This window comes from Pedobacter sp. MR2016-24, from assembly GCF_026239655.1.
Classification (GTDB): Bacteria; Bacteroidota; Bacteroidia; order Sphingobacteriales; family Sphingobacteriaceae; genus Pedobacter.
In genome coordinates this window covers 520883-541954 of the sequence record NZ_JAPIVO010000001.1, presented here as the reverse complement: position 1 = coordinate 541954, position 21072 = coordinate 520883, and the positions used below count along the sequence as shown (strand labels likewise).

The 21072-nt window shown below is 40.7% G+C and carries 15 protein-coding genes; 12 read left to right on the top strand and 3 right to left on the bottom strand.

The window, feature by feature from the left end; all coding sequences use genetic code 11:
• Window positions 1-212: 212 nt before the first annotated feature.
• Window positions 213-3401, top strand: a complete 3189-nt coding sequence (locus OQX62_RS02445) for a SusC/RagA family TonB-linked outer membrane protein (RefSeq protein WP_265829809.1) — start codon at window positions 213-215, stop codon at window positions 3399-3401.
• 4 nt (window positions 3402-3405) lie between these two features.
• Entirely contained in the window at window positions 3406-4839 is a 1434-nt protein-coding gene (locus tag OQX62_RS02440) for a SusD/RagB family nutrient-binding outer membrane lipoprotein (protein ID WP_265829807.1), read from the top strand.
• 108 nt (window positions 4840-4947) lie between these two features.
• Here OQX62_RS02440 and tkt read toward each other — a convergent pair whose 3' ends face one another.
• Window positions 4948-6957, bottom strand: a complete 2010-nt coding sequence (tkt, locus tag OQX62_RS02435; RefSeq protein WP_265829806.1) for a transketolase — start codon at window positions 6955-6957, stop codon at window positions 4948-4950.
• A 61-nt stretch (window positions 6958-7018) separates the two neighbouring features.
• Window positions 7019-8185 (bottom strand): aldose epimerase family protein, encoded by a 1167-nt coding sequence (locus OQX62_RS02430; RefSeq protein ID WP_265829805.1) that lies wholly within the window; start codon window positions 8183-8185, stop codon window positions 7019-7021.
• Window positions 8186-8337: 152 nt separating this feature from the next.
• Between OQX62_RS02430 and OQX62_RS02425 the strand changes: the two genes are divergently transcribed.
• The 5 genes from OQX62_RS02425 (at window position 8338) to OQX62_RS02405 (ending at window position 14814) form a co-directional block, all read left to right on the top strand.
• Entirely contained in the window at window positions 8338-9045 is a 708-nt protein-coding gene (locus OQX62_RS02425) for an NUDIX hydrolase (protein WP_265829804.1), read from the top strand.
• Between the two features lie 107 nt (window positions 9046-9152).
• Window positions 9153-10835 (top strand): ribulokinase, encoded by a 1683-nt coding sequence (locus OQX62_RS02420; RefSeq protein WP_265829803.1) that lies wholly within the window; start codon window positions 9153-9155, stop codon window positions 10833-10835.
• Between the two features lie 45 nt (window positions 10836-10880).
• Window positions 10881-11579: an L-ribulose-5-phosphate 4-epimerase gene (locus OQX62_RS02415; RefSeq protein WP_265829801.1), complete on the top strand. Its 699-nt coding sequence runs from the start codon at window positions 10881-10883 to the stop codon at window positions 11577-11579.
• A 9-nt stretch (window positions 11580-11588) separates the two neighbouring features.
• On the top strand, window positions 11589-13094 hold the full coding sequence (gene araA, locus OQX62_RS02410) for an L-arabinose isomerase (RefSeq protein ID WP_265829800.1): 1506 nt from the start codon (window positions 11589-11591) through the stop codon (window positions 13092-13094).
• Between the two features lie 34 nt (window positions 13095-13128).
• Window positions 13129-14814 carry a sodium:solute symporter family transporter gene (locus OQX62_RS02405; RefSeq protein WP_265829799.1) on the top strand — a complete coding sequence of 562 codons (1686 nt, stop codon included), beginning with the start codon at window positions 13129-13131 and terminating at the stop codon, window positions 14812-14814.
• A 79-nt stretch (window positions 14815-14893) separates the two neighbouring features.
• Here OQX62_RS02405 and OQX62_RS02400 read toward each other — a convergent pair whose 3' ends face one another.
• Window positions 14894-15157 (bottom strand): isoleucyl-tRNA synthetase, encoded by a 264-nt coding sequence (locus tag OQX62_RS02400; RefSeq protein ID WP_265829798.1) that lies wholly within the window; start codon window positions 15155-15157, stop codon window positions 14894-14896.
• A gap of 201 nt (window positions 15158-15358) precedes the next feature.
• Between OQX62_RS02400 and ileS the strand changes: the two genes are divergently transcribed.
• The 5 genes from ileS to OQX62_RS02375 all read left to right on the top strand — a co-directional run bounded on the left by ileS (window position 15359) and on the right by OQX62_RS02375 (window position 21068).
• Complete coding sequence (gene ileS, locus OQX62_RS02395; RefSeq protein WP_265829797.1) at window positions 15359-18754, top strand: isoleucine--tRNA ligase; 3396 nt, start codon at window positions 15359-15361, stop codon at window positions 18752-18754.
• A 6-nt stretch (window positions 18755-18760) separates the two neighbouring features.
• On the top strand, window positions 18761-19144 hold the full coding sequence (locus OQX62_RS02390; protein WP_265829796.1) for a TraR/DksA family transcriptional regulator: 384 nt from the start codon (window positions 18761-18763) through the stop codon (window positions 19142-19144).
• Window positions 19144-19746: a lipoprotein signal peptidase gene (locus tag OQX62_RS02385; protein ID WP_265829795.1), complete on the top strand. Its 603-nt coding sequence runs from the start codon at window positions 19144-19146 to the stop codon at window positions 19744-19746. The genes OQX62_RS02390 and OQX62_RS02385 overlap by 1 nt, the downstream gene beginning before the upstream one ends.
• Before the next feature lie 135 nt (window positions 19747-19881).
• On the top strand, window positions 19882-20580 hold the full coding sequence (locus OQX62_RS02380) for an SIMPL domain-containing protein (protein WP_265829794.1): 699 nt from the start codon (window positions 19882-19884) through the stop codon (window positions 20578-20580).
• 179 nt (window positions 20581-20759) lie between these two features.
• A complete protein-coding gene (locus OQX62_RS02375) occupies window positions 20760-21068 on the top strand; it encodes a hypothetical protein (RefSeq protein ID WP_265829793.1) in 309 nt (102 codons plus the stop codon).
• Window positions 21069-21072: the final 4 nt, after the last annotated feature.

The window sequence follows — 21072 nt, the reverse complement described above, 5'->3', positions numbered from 1 at the left end:
GTAAGAAATTAAAACTGAGCAACAGCTCTCCCTCTTTTGGCAGACATACGAATAGTCTCCATCTCATGCATATGTGCCGTCTATATTGCTGTTAATCCAGTAAACACAAACACCCCAAATATTCTTTCATTATATCTTAAGATTAGCCGCTAGGGAAACATAGCGATGTTAGTCATGGAATTGATGTACCCAAAATTTAATTCATTAAAATTATGTCCAAAACTTACAAATACTTATTAGGGATTGTCTTATCCTTTTTAATTTTTCAGACGGCGGTAGCGCAGTCTGTTAAAATTTCCGGTACGGTAACCGAGAAATCAAACGGACTTCCCCTGCCCGGGGTAAGTATCAATATTAAAGGTAGCACCACGGGTACGCAAACCGATGTGAATGGTAAATTCAGTATTACTGCAAATCCGAATGATATTCTGAGAATTATCTCAATTGGATTTGGTACTCAGGAGATCAGGGTAACTGCAGAAAAAACTGCACTTAACGTTCAGCTGGCTGAAGCAGCTAATGCACTTAGTGAAGTAGTCGTTACGGCATTAAACATTTCTAAAGAGAAAAAATCTTTAGGATATACCATTCAGGAACTGAAATCAAAAGATATTTCTGAAGCTAAAGAAGCCAATCTGGTGAATGCTTTATCAGGAAAGATCGCCGGAGTGCAAACCACCAATAGTCAGGGTGACATGGGTTCTTCCAGAATTATCATTCGTGGGGAAACTTCCATTTCAGGAAATAACCAGCCTTTGTTTGTGATTGATGGTATTCCGGTAGACAATACACAGAACCTGGGCAACGCCGGATCAAGGGATTTTGCCAATACAATTTCTGATGTCAACGCTGAAGATATAGAAAGCATGACGGTCTTAAAGGGGCCGAATGCAGCAGCCTTATATGGTTCAAGAGCCGCTGCCGGGGTAATTCTGATCACTACCAAGAAAGGTAAAAATACCAAAGGCTTAGGCATCAGCGTAAATTCCAATGCTACATTTTCTACTTTACTGACTTTACCAGATTACCAGAACTCATACGGACAGGGACTGAATGGTCAGTTTAAATACGTTAATGGTAAAGATGGAGTTGGCAGTATCAACGATGGCGTGGATGAAAGCTGGGGACCAAGATTGGATGGAAGACTGATTACACAATTCTTTTCGAATGGTGTAGCAGTACCGTTTGTAGCGCATCCGGATAATGTGCGCGATTTTTTCGATACGGGACGTACTTTGAATAATGGCATTGCCATATCAGGTTCCGGCGATAAGTACGACCTGCGTTTTTCTTATAACAATACAGATCAGAAAGGTGTAATTCCGAACTCTTCGCAGTCGAAAAACTCTTTTATGCTGAATACTTCTTACAAGATTACGCCTAAACTTACTTTCAACGCATTAGCTAACTATATCAGCAGCAATGCAGCCAATCTTCCTGGTGCCGGAGGAAAAAGAGCAAGTAGCACCATGCTTCAGTTTACCTGGTTTGGTCGTCAGGTAGATATTGATCAGTTGAAAAACTATCAGGATGAGAATGGAAATAACATCAACTGGAACAACAGTTATTACAGCAACCCTTATTTTATTGCTTATGAAAACACTGTAGGGCAGGTTCGTAACAGGTTTATAGGAAGTGCTGAATTAAACTATAAGATCATTGATGGTTTATCAGCTAATTTCAGAACCGGGAATGACTACTATACAGACCGCAGAAAAATCAAGGTAGCCTATGGTACCAATGGTACACCTTTTGGCTCCTATGAAGAAGATGCCTATACATTTAATGAAAACAATACAGAAGGCCGCCTGGATTTCAGCAGGAAACTGAATGATGATTTCAATCTGGATATCCTTGCGGGTGGAAATATCAGGACCACAACTTTAGAAAATAATGATCAGCTGGCCTCCAAGCTTGCCGTTAACGGGTTATATACTTTAAGTAATTCCCGCGATGCACTGATCTCTTCTAATGTTTATACCAAACAAAAAGTATATAGTGCATTCAGTTCTGCACAATTGGGTTTCAGAAATTATGCTTACCTGAATTTAACTGCCAGAAATGACTGGTCCACTACCCTGCCGGCAAAAAACCGCTCTTATTTTTATCCTTCGGTAAACGGAAGTTTTATTCTTACTGAAGCATTTGACATCAAAAGTAATACCCTTAGTTTCGCTAAAATCCGCGGTGGCTGGTCTAAAGTAGGAAAAGATGCTACCCCTTATCAATTGATCAATACATATGATTTCAAAGCGCCATTTAATGGCAATCCGCAACAGTTACTCAATAAGGTAAACCTCAATCCAAACCTGAAACCTGAAACAACCAAGTCTGCAGAAGCAGGTATAGAAGTTGGCCTATTTAACAATAGGGTTCATGCGGATATTGGTGTGTACAATACAAACAGTGTGGACCAGATTCTAAACCTGGATGTCAGTCCCTCAACAGGATATAGCCAAAAATTAGTTAATGGCGGAACAATTAATAACAAAGGTCTTGAAGCACAACTGGGCGTATCACCAATCAAAACAAAGGATTTTACCTGGGATATCAGTCTTAACTATTCAAGAAACCGTTCAGAAGTAAAATCACTCTATGAGAATGTCCAAAGCTTTGTTTTGGGTACTAACAGAACAGTACAAGTTTTGGCAACAGTCGGCCAGCCTTACGGTACCCTATTTGGAACTGCATTTGTGAGAGATGCTGCTGGTGAGATTATTGTAAAAGCAGACGGAACACCAACTATCAGTGCAAGTAAACAGATTCTTGGAAAATATACGCCTGACTGGATTGGTGGAATTACAAACAGCTTCGCTTATAAAGGAATTAATCTGAGTGTGCTGGTAGATGCCCATGTAGGTGGTAAAATTTATTCCAATACGAACCGGACAGGTACTTACACCGGTGTACTTGCCTCCACCCTGCCGGGACGCGGTGCAGAAAATGGAGGATTGAATTACTACTATGCAGGAAATAACACAGCTGGTAAAGCAATAGGACTTTCTCCTGGTACTGCTGCACCAGCAGGAGCTACCGTATACGATGACGGAATGGTATTCCAGGGAGTTCTGGCAGATGGTACAGCAAACACCACTATTTTACCTGCACAACAATATTACAAAGGCTTTACCAATGCAGACGAGGCTTTTGTATACAGTGCAACTTATGTGAAACTAAGAGAAGTAAAACTGGGTTATACCCTGCCGGCACAGTGGATCAAATCGCTTGGTATACAAAGTGCAGCCATATCCTTAGTAGGCAGGAACCTCTTTATTATACATAAAGATGTCCCTAATATTGATCCGGAAACTGCGTTTAACACTGGTAACGGACAAGGTCTGGAAGATCTGGGTCTACCTTCTGTACGCTCCCTTGGTTTCAACCTTAATTTCAAATTCTAAAATCATGAAGACAAAACATATATCCCTTTTCTTATCAGGTATTTTTCTGCTGGCATTGAGTTCATGCAAGAAAACATTAGACGAAACGAATATCAACCCAAATGCAGCTGAAAAAGCGCAACCTGATTATCTGTTAACAGGTGCGATTAAAAGTTCTTCAGATACCTATTGGGGAACAACCAATAATATGAATTCAAGCCTGTTGTTTGTACAGCATTGGGCAAAAGTACAGTACACGGATCCGGACCGGTATATCTATGCGAATTCAGATTTTCAGGACTTATGGACGGAAGGTTTCAGTAAGGGTGTGGTGAATCTGAATCAGCTGATTAAACTTGCTGACGCACAATCAAATCCAAACTACAAAGGGGTAGCACTGGTTCTTCGCTCCTGGGTCTTCAGCCTACTGACCGACGCCTATGGTGACATTCCCTATTCACAAGCGGGAAATATTGATCAATACCTTACGCCAAAATATGATGCGCAAAAGGATGTTTATCTGGGTGTGCTTGCAGATCTAAAAGCAGCACAGTCCTTACTTGATCCTGCAGGAAAGGCAATTGCCGGAGATATTATTTATAACAATACAATTGTATCATGGAAAAAACTGGCTAACTCACTTCGCTTAAGGATTGCCTTACGCATTGCAGACCGTGAACCAGAAACAGCCAGGCAGACGATTGCAGAAATACAAGCGGAAGGAACCGGCTACATCAATGCAACTGCAGAAAATGCACAATTGGTTTATTCAGATTCTCCAAATCAGAATCCGATCAGCAACCTTTTTGATACAAGAGATGATTACAGAATCAGTAATACGATTGTGGATAAGCTGGTTACACTGAATGATCCCCGCTTACCTGTCTATGCAGCCAAAGCATCAGCTACCCAATTATATACAGGTTTACAGAATGGTTTACTAGCAGGTGATGCTTCTAAACTGCTGACAAGTACATCCAAGCCTGGTGCTTATTTTACAGCGCCAAAAGCTCCGGCTGTAATTATCAGTTATGCTGAAGTATTATTTGACCGTGCAGAAGCTGCGGCAAGAGGATTTACCAGCGAGAACCCGGCTACCTTATATAACCTCGCTATTGAAGCTTCTTTTCTGCAGTATGGAATTTCGAATACCACGCAGATTGCTGCATACCAGGATTTGCCTGCTGTAAAGTATGATGCCGCAAATTATAAAAAATCAATTGGCGAGCAGAAATGGATTGCACTATTCGGGCAGGGTTTAGAAGCCTTCTCAGAATGGAGGAGGCTTGACTATCCAGTACTTACTCCTGCGGTTGCAGGTTCGCTTGGAGGAAAGATTCCGGTTCGTTTTATCTATCCCGGAACGGAGCAATCTTTAAATCCCGAAGGATACAAAGCTGCTGTTGCACATCAGGGAGCAGATTTGCTCACTACCAGATTGTGGTTTGATGTAAACTAAAATATGCTGCGTATCATCGCACATACAGTATAAATTGATCTCTAAATAAAAGGGGTATCTGTCATTTGAAATGAACAGATACCCCTTCTTTTATTTCAGAACAGATGACTATTTACCTAATAATGCTTTGGCTTTGCCCACTACATTGTCAATCGTAAAGCCAAATACTTTATACAGCTCTTCTGCAGGTGCAGATTCTCCGAAAGTATTCATTGCAATAATATCACCCTCATCGGTAACATATTTATGCCAGCCCAATGGTGAACCTGTTTCCACAGCAAGGCGTTTTCTGATTGCTTTTGGAAACACTTCTTCTTTATAAGCAGCATCCTGTTTTTCGAATAATTCCCATGATGGCATGCTCACTACACGCGCTGCAATTCCTTCTTCTTTCAGTTTCGCCTGGGCATCCATAATGAGTGCAACTTCAGATCCTGTAGCTATAAGAATCAGTTCTGGCCGACCTTCTGGCTCTGACAGGATATAAGCACCTTTTTCCAAACCTTCAGCTTTACCATATTTATCCTGATCAAGCACAGGCAAACCTTGTCGCGTAAATACCAGTACTACCGGACCGTCTTTATGCTCTAATGCAACACGCCATGCATGTGCAGTTTCATTTGCATCTGCGGGTCGGATCACCGTGATATTTGGAATAGAACGCAGTGAAATCAATTGCTCTACTGGCTGATGTGTAGTTCCATCCTCTCCTAAACCAATACTATCATGCGTGTAAACGAAAATCGGACGGATCTTCATAATTGCGGCCAGACGGATCGGCGGACGCATATATTCAGAGAACATCAGAAAGGTAGCACCAAAAGGAATTACACCTTTAGTCAGCGCCAGACCAACTAACGCTGATCCCATGGCATGCTCGCGGATACCAAAGTGAAAATTACGTCCGCTTCTGTCTTCTGAAGTGAAGGAATTATGTTTCTTCAGGTTTGTCTCAGTTGAAGGCGCTAAATCCGCAGCTCCACCGATTAATCCGGGCAGACTGTCAACTATAGCATTCAAAACCTTTCCTGAAGCCTGACGCGTAGCCATTTTATCTTTAGAAGGGGCGAATACAGGAAGAGATTCTTTCCAGTTTGCCGGAAGCTCGCCCGATGCAGCCAATTCATATTCTGCTGCAAGTTCAGGAAACTCCGCTCTGTATTGTTCGAAAAGTTCGTCCCATTTCTGGTTAGCTTTTGTTCCTTTTTCACCGGCTGCTGCATAATAGGCCGCTGCTTCCGCGGGAACTGCAAATGACTCATCAGGGTTAAAGCCGAAAAATTCTTTAACGAGCCTGATCTCATCTGCACCCAATGGCGATCCATGTGAACCAGCTGTATTTACTTTATTCGGACTACCGTAAGCAATTTGTGTACGTACTTTAATGAGTGACGGCTTTTGTTTCTCTGCCTTCGCATTGCGAACGGCATTAATGATAGCCGTGATATCATTGCCATCCTCTACTGTCTGCACATGCCAGTTATAAGCTTCGAAACGTTTCGCTACATCTTCATTGAATGCGATATCGGTACTGCCTTCAATAGAAATATGGTTATCATCGTAAAGATAAATCATATTGCCCAGTTCAAGGTGACCAGCAAGCGAAGCTGCTTCGGAAGTAACCCCTTCCATCATATCACCATCACTGCAAATTGCATAAATATTATAGTCGAACAGCTCAAATCCCGGTTTATTGTATCTTGCCGCTAAATTCTTTTGTCCGATAGCAAAGCCAACTCCATTTGCAAAGCCCTGTCCCAATGGACCAGTAGTTACGTCAACCCCATCAATCAAACCGTATTCAGGGTGACCAGCAGTTTTACTGTTAAGCTGGCGAAAGTTTTTCAGATCGTCTATAGTTACATTAAACCCGGTAAGGTGCAACAGACTGTACTGTAACATACAACCATGACCTGCAGACAAAATAAACCTGTCTCTATTTGCCCAGTCAGGGTTTTTAGGATTAAAGTTCATATAATGTGAATACAATACGTGCCCCATAGGAGCAGCGCCCATAGGCATACCAGGGTGACCCGAATTTGCTTTCTGTACGCCATCAATTGATAAAGTACGAACGGTATTTATTGCTAATTCTTCGATTTTAAGATTTGAATCCATGTTTAGATTTTATTGGTAACACTCTATTAATAGAATAAACTGTCATCCTGTTTCAAAGAGTTTATTTTTTTACAGAAAATTTATAAACAGACACCGTCTTGTATTCCTGACCAGGCTTCAATACTGTTGAAGGAAAAGATGGCTGGTTGGGTGAATCAGGGAAATGCTGGGTTTCCAGACATAAGGCTGAGCGGTAACCATAAGTTGCACCTCCCTTACCATAATTCATTTGATCAGTCAGGAAATTGCCACTGTAAAACTGGATAGCCGGCTCTTCTGTCAGTACCTCCATAACAATACCTGTTTTAGTACTTTCTAGCGTAGCTGCTTTACGTAATCCTGTACCTTTTCTCAACACCCAGTTATGATCATAACCTTTTCCATTTTTTAACTGGGGATCATTTGCATCAATTTCGGCACCTATCAGTTTTGGTTTGGTAAAATCGAATGCTGTACCAGCTACTTTCTGCAATTTTCCCGTTGGAATCAAAGTGGTATCTACAGGTGTATATTCATCCGCTTCCAGCGTAAGCAAATGATCAGTGATCGTTGCATTTCCGGCTCCGTTAAGGTTAAAGTAGGCATGATTAGTCAAATTAACTACTGTAGCTTTATCGGTAGTAGCACTATAGGCAATTTTCAGGGAATTATCATCTTCCAGGGAATAGGTCACCTTTACGTTTAAAGTGCCCGGGTAGCCGCCTTCTCCATCTTTAGACACATAACTCAGTTCAAGCGTATGGTCATCGAGCTGTTTACCTTCCCACACTTTTTTATAAAAGCCATTGAAACCCCCATGTAATGTATTTTTACCATCATTCACTTCCAGTTGATAAGACTTACCATCCAGTGTAAATTTACCTTTCGCAATTCTGTTTCCATATCGTCCGATCAGGGCACCAAAGAAAAACTCTTCCTTTCGCTGATAAGATTTCAGACTGTCATGCCCTAAAACCACATCCACCAGTGCTCCTTTATTATCTTTTACCAGCAATGAAACCAAGCGTCCGCCAAAATTTGTAATCGCAGCCTCTGCCCCATCCTTATTCTTTAATACAAATAAATGTGTTTTCTTCTGATCCGTTGTACCTGCAAATGCACCCGAATCCGGCAGCGTTTTAACTGTTGAGCTATCTGCAGATGCAGCTTTTTTTTCCGAAGGATTGCAACCGGCCAGTGCGCCTGACACTAGTAGTGCCGCAATAAAAATCTTGTGGTTCGTTTTCATAATTATTCTTTACAGTTTATAAATAGTCAGCGGCAAATTAGATAATTTTACATTAACCGTCAAAACAACGATTAATATATTTATGATTATTTTGTACTTATAAATCTTTTATCTAATATATTGCATAATCTGCTATACCTAATTAAAGTTTAATGATCGACTATACGACAGAAACCAGGATGCTGCTTGCAGTAGATTGCATCATTTTTGGATTTGATGGAGAAAACTTAAAGATCCTGCTCATCAAAAGAGGATTTGAACCGGAAAAAGACAAATGGAGTCTGATGGGAGGCTTTATTGAAGAAAATGAAAGTCTGGATGAAGCCGCCAATAAAATTCTGCTGCAATTAACCGGTCTTGATGGTGTATACCTGGAACAGCTGCAAGCTTTCGGCACTCCGGGAAGGGATCCTAAAGAACGCGTGGTATCTGTAGCTTATTTCGCCTTAATTGATATTCATAAATACGAAACCCAGTTGAACGACCGCTATCACGCAGAATGGTTTCCTGTTAATGAAATGCCTAAGCTGATTTTTGATCATGAGGAGATGGTAGAAATTGCGAAAAAGAAAATAAGATATAAAGCAGCGCTGCATCCCCTTCTATTCGAATTACTGCCAAAACAATTTACTATCCCGCAACTGCAAAGTTTATATGAAGGGGTTTACAATACAAAGATTGACAACAGGAATTTCATCAGGAAACTCACCTCAACCGGTCTGCTGATCAAACTGGAAGAAAAAGACAAATCGAATTCTAAAAAAGGGGCATTTTATTTTAAGCTGGATAAGAAAAAGTACAAAGCAAAATTCCAGGCGTTTTTAAATTTCATTCCCAATCCGGAGAATCTGATCAGCTAAGATCCGGATTATACCTCAATTGCTTCACACCATTAATTTTACAAATATTTTTGGCTAATATTTCATTTACTAAATAATTAAACGTTAATTAGACATTTAATTATTTAATGGAACCAAATATGTACGTAATAGGTGTGGATTATGGGTCAGATTCTGTTCGCTCTGTCCTGGTAAACGCGACAAATGGCGAAGAGATTGCATCTTCAGTATTCAATTATCCGAGATGGCAAAAAGGATTGTATTGCGATCCTGCCGTTAATCAGTTCAGACAACATCCGCTGGATTATACAGAGGGGCTGACACATACAATCAAAGAATGTATTCGCAAAGCAGGTGGAGAAAGTATTGCAGCAGCAGTTAAGGCCATAGCTGTTGACACTACAGGTTCTACTCCCGTTGCTGTAAATGCAGCCGGAACTCCTCTGGCCCTGCTTCCTGAATTTCAGGAAAACCCGCATGCGATGTTCGTATTGTGGAAAGACCATACCGCGGTAAAAGAAGCGGCACAGATCAATGCACATGCCTTAACATCTGACATCAACTATCTTGATTATTGCGGCGGAATTTATTCTTCTGAATGGTTCTGGGCAAAACTACTGAGAACCTTACGTAAGGATGAACAGGTAAGAGCTGCCTGTTATTCATGGGTGGAACATTGCGACTGGATCCCTTTCTTATTAACCGGTGGTAATGATGTAAAAGAAATGAAAAGGAGTCGCTGTGCCGCGGGCCATAAAGCTTTATGGGCAGAAGAATTTGATGGCTTACCGCCTAACGAATTTTTCACTTCTCTGGATCCCTTGCTTGACGGCTTTACTGATCGTTTATATAAAGATACCTATACATCTGATGAGGCTGCAGGCAATTTAAGCCAGGAATGGGCTGATATACTTGGCCTTAATACCTCAGTAGTTGTGGGTGTGGGTGCTTTCGATGCACATATGGGTGCTGTAGGGGGCCAAATCGAACCTTATCACCTGAGTAAGGTGATGGGTACTTCTACCTGCGATATACTGGTAGCACCTACTGTTGATATTTCAGGCAAATTAATCAGAGGTATCTGTGGTCAGGTAAATGGTTCAGTCATTCCAGGTATGCTTGGACTCGAGGCCGGACAATCAGCTTTTGGCGATACCTATGCCTGGTTTAAAAACATAGTCAGCTGGCCCTTAAAAAATTTACTGCAGGAATCTTCTTTAATTGACAGCACCACTGCAAAAGCACTGGAAGAAGAATTAATGGCAAAGATCATCCCCGAGTTAAGCAGGCAGGCTGCACTTTTACCAAAAAGTGAAGACGATGAGCTTGGGATTGACTGGTTTAATGGCCGCAGAACTCCTGATGCAAATCAGGAATTAAAAGGTGCCTTAATCAATATGGACCTGGGTACTGACGCGCCAGGAATGTTCAGGGCACTTGCAGAAGCCACCTGTTTTGGCGCAAAAAATATAGTTGACCGTTTTATAGCAGAAGGAATCCCTGTTAAAGGAATCATTGGCATAGGCGGAGTTGCCAAAAAATCACCTTATATCATGCAAATGATGGCTGACGTATTGAATATGCCTATCAGGATTCATCAATTTGAACATACCTGCGCATTAGGTGCAGCAATGTTCGCTGCGGTAGTAGCAGGAATTTATCCGACAGTAGAAAAAGCCATGAAAGGTATGGGAAGTGGCTTTGATGCAGAATACTATCCTAACGAAGAGGATGCTGCTTATTATGCAAACCGGTATCCGCGCTACAAATCTTTGGGAAATTATATAGAACAAAATACAAGTCATGAATAACCGGGCCTGCAAGCTCATGAATTCAATTAAAAACAATAAGAAACCATGAATACTTATCAGGATATCAGGGAGAAAGCTTACGCCGCCAATATGAAGCTGCCTCAACTCGGATTGGTACTTTTTACTTTCGGCAATGCCAGTGCAGCAGACCGGGAGAAAAAAGTATTTGCTATAAAACCCAGCGGCGTTCCTTACGAAGAACTGTCGCCCGCAAATATGGTGATTGTAGATTTTGATGGCAATACAGTAGAGGGCGACCTCAGACCGTCATCTGATACAAAAACGCATGCAGTGCTTTACAAACATTGGGAAGAAATAGGGGGCATTGTGCATACACATTCCACTTACGGAACTGCCTGGGCGCAATCTCTAAAGTCTATTCCTGTTTACGGGACAACACATGCTGACCATACCACTGCCAGTATTCCTTGTGCGCCACCGATGAGCGATGAGAAGATAAAAGGGAATTATGAGTACGAAACTGGTTTTCAGATCATAGATCATTTAAAAGAATCAGGTTTAAGTTATACTGAAGTAGAAATGATACTGGTAGGAAACCATGCGCCTTTTACCTGGGGCAAAACGGCAGACAAAGCAGTTTATAACAGCGCTGTTGTAGAAGAACTGGCTAAAATGGCTTTTCTGACCGAACAGATTAACAGGGAAGTACGACCAATGAAAGATGCATTAATTAAAAAACATTATGACAGGAAACACGGTGTTGATTCCTATTACGGCCAATAAATAGAAACTATGACAACCAACCTCAAACAATTCGAAGCCTGGTTTATTACCGGAAGCCAGCATTTATACGGAGAAGAAACTTTAAGACAAGTTGCCGAACATTCCCAGCAGATCGCAAAAGCATTGGACGACTCACCGCAGATTCCGGTTAAGATCGTCTTCAAGCCTACTGTGAAAACTCACGAGGAAATATATGCGATCTGTCAGCAGGCAAACAATGCAGAAAACTGTATTGGTATTATTGCCTGGATGCATACGTTCTCACCTGCAAAAATGTGGATCGGTGGTTTAAAAACTCTGCAAAAACCACTATTGCATTTACATACGCAGTTTAATCGTGATATCCCATGGAGTACAATGGATATGGATTTTATGAACCTGAACCAGAGTGCTCATGGAGACCGTGAATTTGGTTTCATTATGTCAAGAATGCGTATCAACAGAAAGGTAATTGCCGGCCACTGGGAAGATCCGCAGGTACGCGAAGGCGTAAATACCTGGTTAAGAGCAGCAGCTGGATGGTTTGATATGCAAGGTGCTAAATTTGCCCGTTTTGGAGACAATATGCGTAACGTGGCGGTAACCGAAGGTGATAAAGTAGAGGCTGAAATTAAATTTGGATTCTCCTGCAATACTTACGGAATCGGCGACCTGGTAGCAGTGATTAATCAGACTGCAGATGCTGATATCGACAAACTGGTTAAAGAATATGCCGACAGCTATATTTTAGCAGAAACTTTAATTAAGGGTGGTGCACAACATGCTTCATTAAGGGAAGCAGCAAAAATCGAAATCGGACTCCGTAATTTTCTGGAAAACGGGAACTTCAAAGGCTTCTCAGATACATTTGAAGATCTGCATGGGATGGCACAACTACCGGGTATTGCCGTGCAACGTTTAATGAGCGATGGATACGGTTTCGCAGGAGAAGGCGACTGGAAAACAGCAGCTTTGGTACGCACTATGAAAGTAATGGGCAGCGGTCTGGAAGGAGCTAATGCATTTATGGAAGATTACACCTATAATTTCACGCCAGACAATTCTTTTGTTTTAGGTTCTCATATGCTGGAAGTTGATGCAGCATTGGCCAAAGGACCAATCAAATGCGAAATACATCCCCTTGGGATAGGAGGAAAAGCAGATCCTGTAAGGCTGATCTTTAATGCAGCAAATGGCCCGGCTTTAAATGCATCCATCGTAGATATGGGAAACAGGTTCCGAATGCTGGTCAATGTAGTGGATGGCGTGGAATCTAATGAGGATTTACCGAAATTACCTGTTGCACGGGTATTATGGAAACCGCAGCCGGATATGAAAACAGGATGTGCAGCGTGGATCTATGCCGGTGGAGCACACCACACCTGCTACAGTCAGAATTTAACAGCTGAACATTTGACAGATTTTGCAGATATTGCAGGAATAGAATATGTTGGAATCGACAATAACACCAACATTAACCAGTTCCGCAATGAGCTGAAATGGAACGAAGTTTATTATCAAATCAATAATCACTAAAACACCATTCCAAATCTAACCAAATATTTAAATTATGAATAATAGTTTAGCGACTACAGACTATGTAGTTTTTATCATCTATTTCCTTGTTGTTGCCGGATATGGATACTCCATCTACCACAAGCGAAAAAAAGATGAACAGGATGCTAAAGCATTCTTTCTGGCAGAAGGCACCTTAACGTGGTGGGCAATCGGTGCTTCATTAATTGCATCCAATATCTCTGCAGAACAATTTATAGGGATGAGCGGCGAAGGTTTTTTCCTCGGTATTGCCGTTGCTGCTTATGAGTGGATTGCTGCAATTGCCCTGATTATTGTAGCAGTATGGTTCATTCCTGTATATCTCAAAAATAAGATATACACGATGCCCCAGTTCCTGCAGAACAGGTATAATGACACGGTAGCAATGATCATGGCCGTTTTCTGGCTCTTCTTGTATGTATTCGTGAACCTTACTTCTATCTTGTACCTGGGTGCAGTAGCCATCAACGGTTTAATGGGTGGCGAGTATCTGCATATCATCATGATCTGCCTCGCAGTTTTCGCTTTACTGATCTCTTTGGGCGGGATGAAAGTGGTAGCGTATACAGATGTAATACAGGTTGCAGTACTGATCTTTGGAGGGTTAATGACTACCTATATTGCCCTTACAGTGGTAGGACAAAAATTCGGCGTAGGCAGTAATGCGATCGCTGGCTTTAATGTACTGATGGAACAGGCTCCGGAACATTTCAAAATGATCATCCCTAAGCCTAATGCTAATTCCTCACAAAATGAGATCAGCAAATATCTGACTTTCCCGGGACTGGCATCTTATGTTGCAGGTATATGGATCATTAACCTTAACTACTGGGGCTGTAATCAGTACATCACACAAAGAGCATTGGGAGCAGACCTGCATACAGCAAGAACAGGAATTTTATTTGCTGGTTTGTTAAAATTAATGATGCCGCTGATTGTAATGTTACCTGGTATCGCTGCTTATGTATTGTATAAGGGCGGGCATTTACCACAGCTGACAGGTGGAAAAGATGGTGCTTATTCTGCCATGCTGACCTTCCTGCCAACAGGATTGAAAGGATTATCAGTAGCTGCCTTAACGGCAGCAATTGTAGCATCCCTTGCTGGTAAAGTGAACAGTATCTCCACAATTTTTACGCTGGATATCTACTCTAAGTATTTTAATAAGGGAGGTAATGAGACCAACCTGCTCTTTGTAGGAAAGGCTACGGTATTCGCAGGGATGATCCTGGCAGTTTTATTCACCTGGAACGATACGCTCGGCATAGGCGGTGTAGGTGGGTTTACCTATATCCAAAAGTACACCGGCTTTATTAGTCCCGGTGTATTTGCGATGTTCTTTTTAGGAATGTTCTGGAAAAGAACTACCGGAGCAGCGGCTATTGTGGGTGTACTGGCAGGATTTATCTTCTCTGTTTTCTTTAATGAATTCGCACCTTCGGTATTAGGACACAATACAATATTGTATACTGCCTATCCAAATGGTGCCGGAGGATATGAAATTCCATTCCACATTTGCATGGGTCTATCCTTTGGGTTCACAATGGTGATCATGATTGCCATGAGTTTAGCCGGACCAAAAATAAATCCTAAAGCTTTTGAACTGGATAAAACGATGTTTAAAGTTAACCCGTCCACACTTGCACTCATTGTATTAACCCTACTAATTATCACAGCTTTATACGTGAAATTCTGGTAGATGATAATTCCGTTAACAAAAAAAGAGCGCCAGGCGCTCTTTTTTTGTTAACTATAAATCCTCAGGAATCCTCAATGGATTAGGCCTGACTTTCTGATTTCTCTGCAGGAGCATCAACAACGGCTTCCGGATCAAGTTCTACACAACCATCCTTATCCTTCCTGGCAAACAGGATAGGATACAAAAATAGTAAAGCGCCCAACATAAACAGTAAACCAGACGCTTCAAGAACGTACTTCCCCCATTGTATATCATTGGCACTCATGATCACGTAAGCAATTATGCCTAAAACGCCCAGAATTATAGCTATTACTGCCTTTTGAAGTTTTAATACTTTTATCATGATCTTGAGATTGTTAGCTCTTAACTTTAATTTAAGAAAGAACAACAAAAATCAAACCAATAGTCTATGCAGGCAGAATTGTCATATTTGACTATTCACGAAATTTTTATTTTTTGATGGCTAATGAATTCACCACTTTTTATCTTTTTCCATTCTTAATCCGTAACTTTGCATCCTTATTTTTTTTAAGATACTGGATTGATGTATAGGGAATTTAAACAATTAGAACTACCGAAAATAGGTAAAGAGATACTGGAATTTTGGAAAGCGGAAAACATATTTGAAAAGAGTATTTCTACGCGTTCAAAAGCCAACCCGTTTACTTTTTATGAAGGACCGCCTTCAGCTAATGGCATGCCTGGAATTCACCATGTGATGGCACGTGCAATTAAGGATATTTTCTGTCGCTATAAAACCCTAAAAGGTTTCCAGGTGAAACGCAAAGGAGGATGGGATACACACGGCTTACCTATTGAGCTTGCTGTAGAGAAAAAACTCGGCATTACTAAAATTGACATCGGTGTAAAAATTACCGTTGAGGAATATAATGCTGCCTGTCGTGAAGAAGTAATGCGTTACACAGACATCTGGAATGACCTGACGGAAAAAATGGGTTACTGGGTAGATCTTGAAAAACCGTATATCACTTACGAAAACGAATATATAGAGTCCCTGTGGTGGATCTTAAAAACATTCTACGATAAAGGACTTTTATATAAAGGATATACTGTTCAGCCTTATTCTCCGGCTGCCGGAACCGGTTTAAGTTCTCACGAATTAAATCAGCCCGGCACCTACAAAATGTTAAAGGACACATCAATTACTGCACAGTTTTTCCTTAAAAGGGATCAGCAGCATGCACTGATATCTTCAGTTTTTGAGCGTGATGAAGAACAGACAGCTTTTATCGCCTGGACAACTACGCCATGGACATTGCCTTCTAACGGAGCACTGGCAGTCGGTGAAAAGATCAGCTATGTGAAAATAAAGACGTTTAATCAGTATACGTTCTTACCTGTAAGTGTGATATTGGCAAAAGATCTAGTTGGAAAACACTTTAAAAGTGATGCTCAGGATCTTTCTTTTGAAGATTACAAAGGTGGAGATAAACTGATTCCATGGACAATTGCTGCTGAATTCCCGGGTAAAGCACTTGTAGGATTAAAATATCATCAGTTATTGAGTTATGTAACTAATGCAGAACTGGAAGAGAAAGCCTTCCGTGTTATTCCTGCGGACTACGTAACGACTGAAGATGGTACCGGTATTGTGCATATCGCGTCAGTTTTTGGTGCGGACGATTTTCGTGTAGCCAAAGAAAGTGGCGTACCGGCAGTAATGGTTACTGATGATCAGGGTAATGAATTGCCACTGGTAAATAAACAAGGTAAATTTGTTGACGAAGTAACCGACTTTGCAGGTTACTATGTGAAAGAAGAATATTATAGTGACGAAGAACGTAAGGCGGCAGATTTTAAGTCGACTGACGTATTAATCGCTATTAAATTAAAGGAAGACAATAAGGCATTCGACGTAAAAAAATATGAACACAGTTATCCACATTGCTGGAGAACTGACAAACCTATTTTATACTACCCGCTTGATAGCTGGTTTATCAAAACCACTGCTGTAAAAGAGAAAATGGTAGCTTTGAACAAAACCATTAACTGGAAACCTGAGGCTACAGGAACAGGTCGTTTTGGCAACTGGCTGGAAAACCTGGTGGACTGGAACTTATCGCGGTCACGCTACTGGGGCACCCCTCTTCCGATCTGGAGAACGGCAGACGGTACAGAAGAAAAATGTATCGGCTCTATCGCAGAACTGAATGCAGAGATCAAAAAATCTGTCGAAGCCGGCTTTATGGAAGCGTCTTTCGAATTGAAAGATATGCACCGTCCATTTGTGGATGACGTTATCCTGGTTTCTGCAACTGGTGAAAAAATGGTACGTGAGCTGGACCTGATCGATGTATGGTTTGATAGTGGCGCTATGCCTTATGCACAATGGCATTTCCCATTCGAAAATAAAGAAGAGTTTGAGAATGCTTATCCTGCAGATTTTATTGCAGAAGGTGTTGACCAGACCCGCGGATGGTTTTTTACATTACATGCTATAGCAGTCATGCTGAGTGAAACCAGTGATGAAATTAAAGCGATCAATGAGCGTATCGGGAATAAGGGCATTGCGTATAAAAACGTAGTCTCGAACGGTTTAGTACTGGATAAAAACGGCAATAAAATGTCTAAGCGTTTAGGTAATGGTGTTGATCCGTTCCATACGATAGATACCTATAGTGCTGATGCGACCAGATGGTATATGATCAGTAATGCTTCTCCATGGGATAACCTGAAATTTAATACAGAGGGACTGGACGAAGTACGCCGTAAATTTTTTGGTACACTTTACAATACTTATGCATTCTTCGCCTTATATGCGAATATTGATCAGTTTGAGATTGATGAGCAAAATGAGACCCCGGTGTCGCAGCGCAGTGAGCTGGACAGATGGATCTTATCTTTATTGCAGAACTTAATCAATGAGGTTGATGAAAGTCTGAATACTTATGAGCCTACTAAAGCAGCGAGAGCGATACAGACTTTTGTTGATGAACATCTAAGCAACTGGTACATCCGTTTATCACGCCGCCGTTTCTGGAAGGGTGAAATGACTGAAGATAAAAAAGCAGCATATGAAACCCTGTATACTTGTCTGATGAGCATTTCACAACTGATGTCGCCAATCGCCCCTTTCTTTGCTGACTGGTTATACCAGAATCTGACCGCCACAAAAACCGAAGGTGCAGAACAATCCGTACATCTGAGTCTATGGAAAGAAGGAGATGTTTCGCTGATTGACACAGAACTGAACGAACGCATGGAGATGGCACAGCACATTTCATCAATGGTGCTGTCATTGAGAAAAAAATCCGGTATCAATGTACGTCAGCCCCTTGCAAAGATATTGATCCCTGTATTAGATAAAACTTTCCAGGAAAGGATAGAACTGGTTAAAGACATTATTTTGTCCGAAACGAATATCAGGGACATTGAGTATATTACTGATGCTGCCGGCTTTATCAAGAAAAAAATAAAACCTAATTTTAAGGCTTTAGGACCTAAGGTAGGCAAAGACATGAAGTCTGTAGCAGAAAAAGTAAGTAACATGAGTCAGGAAGAGCTGACTGCTTTTGAAGCAGAAGGCCGGTATCTTGTTCCTGATACAGATTATGTAATTCTGCTGGAAGATGTAGAAATCATAGCTGAGGATATTCCAGGCTGGCAGGTGACCAATTTAGGAAATCTGACAGTGGCGCTGGATGTTACAATTACTGATGAGTTGAAACAAGAAGGCCTGTCAAGAGAACTGATCAATAGAATACAGAATTTAAGAAAGGAATTAAATTTTGAAGTGACTGACCGCATTACGGTGAGTTTACAAAATCATAATTTGATTGCCTCTGCTGTAGCGCAGAATAAAGCCTACATTTGCGCAGAAATTTTGGCTGACCAGTTTGATCTGGCAGTAGAGATTATTAACGGAAACAAAATAGCAATCGATGATGTTGAACTACAAATTTCGATTGCAAAACAATAACTAATTATGGAAAAACCTACAAAAACACGTTACTCAGACAATGAGCTTCAAGAATTTAAGGAGCTGATCCAGGATAAACTTCGTATGGCAAGAGAAGAATTTCTTTCACTAACCAGTTCTTTGAGCAGCCCAAATTCTCATGGAACAGAAGATACTTCAGGTGCATACAAAACCCTGGAAGACGGATCTGCTACAATGGAGAAAGAACAATTGAATCAATTAGCTGCCCGTCAGAAAAAATTCATTGATAACCTGGAAGCTGCACTGGTTCGTATTGAAAATAAAACTTATGGCATTTGCCGTGAAACAGGCAAACTGATTCAAAAAGAACGTTTGCGCGCGGTACCTCATGCTACGCTAAGTATGGAAGCTAAATTGAAACAAGCATAATGAAAGGCTATACTAAACCTTTACTGGTTATTTTCCTGGTACTGCTGGCAGACCAGATATTAAAGACCTGGATTAAGACCAATATGTACATTGGACAGGAATTTAAAATTATTGGTAACTGGTTCATTATACATTTTACCGAAAATAACGGCATGGCTTTCGGGATGGAATTTGGTGGTGAGTTTGGAAAACTTGCGCTATCACTATTCAGAATCGCTGCTGTTGCGGGAATCGGTTATGGATTGTACTATCTGATTAAAAATAAATACCATAGAGGGCTGATAATCAATGTGGCATTAATTTTTGCAGGAGCGTTGGGAAACATCATCGATTCTGTATTGTATGGGAAAATATATGGTTATTCTACTTTGTTTCATGGTAGAGTAGTAGATATGTTCTACTTCCCGATACTGGAAGGAATATTTCCTAAATGGGTACCGATATGGGGAGGTGAAGATTATATCTTCTTCAGACCCGTATTTAACGTCGCTGACGCAGCTATCTCTGTAGGCGTGATCGTTATACTTATTTTTCAGAAAACATACTTCAAAGAAGAAGTAAAAGAAGAGATAGGGCCTAACAATGAGGTTGTAGAAGACTAATCTAGCGTTCAAAAAAATTAAAAGCCAGGCATGCCTGGCTTTTTGCATTTACATGAATAAAAAATATATTAAAATATAATATGGAAACGGTACGGTTTTTACATCTTGATAGTACACACAAATAAAAAAGACATTATGAAAAAGTTATTAGCCCTTGCCTTTGTTGCGTTCTTCAGTATTAACGCTATGGCCCAGCAAGTAGATTTACGTAAAAAAATAACTGTTAGCGGGACGGCAGAAACCGAGGTTACACCTGATATCATTTATATCAGTATTTCATTAAAAGAATACCTGAAAGATGGCAACAGCAAAAAGAAAGTGGAGATTACTGAACTTGAAAATCAATTATATACTGCCATTCAAAGCGCAGGAATAGCCAGGGAAAATCTGACGATAAATAACTTATCAAGTTATAATACGGTTGGAGAAAAAAAGAAAAACCCCGATTTTCTAGTGAGTAAACAATACAGGCTGAAAGTGACGGATTTGAATAAATGGAATGCCATCGTAGGTGCCATTGATCCTAAGGGTGTAGCTTATACCAACATTGATAGCTATGATTATTCAAAAATTGAAGTCCTGAAAAAAGAATTAAAGATCAAAGCATTACAGGCTGCCAAAGCGAAGGCCACTTACCTGGTCGAAGCAATGGGTGATCATTTAGGTAGCGTAATAGATATTCAGGAAGTGAATAATGAATCTTTCCCTCAGCCTGTATATCGCACCATGATGATGAGATCTGAAGCAGCAGACAGTTCTGCATCTGCTCCGGAGATAGATTTCAAGAAAATAAAGCTCAGTTATATCATGAACACCGTCTTTGAAATCAAGTAATGCCCAAAAGAATAGACACTTTTTAATGATTTTTTTGATCGTAAGTCGAAAAACATTGTTCAAAAGGCATATAATTCATTAAAAACAGCCTTTTAAAGACCTACCAATACTTTTGGTAGGTTTTTTGATATTCTGGACTTATATATAACACAAATCTTTAATCTCAAAATCAAAGAATCATGAAAAAACTAATTTACTCTTTCGCATTAATTTTTATGTTAGCTGTTAGTGCAAACACCGTATCTGCGGCTCCGACTAAGGACAAAGTTGAATTAACGGCAGAACAAAAAGCACTAGTTGAAAAAATCACTAACCGTGTTGAAGAAATCAAGGCGATGGATAAATCTCATATGTCTAGATCTGAGAAAAAAGCATTGCGTAAAGAATTAAAAGAAATGAAACAACAAGCTCGTGCTGCGGGTGGTGGTGTTTACCTTTCAGTAGGTGCAATTATTATCATTATCTTGTTATTGATTCTGATATTGTAATCAA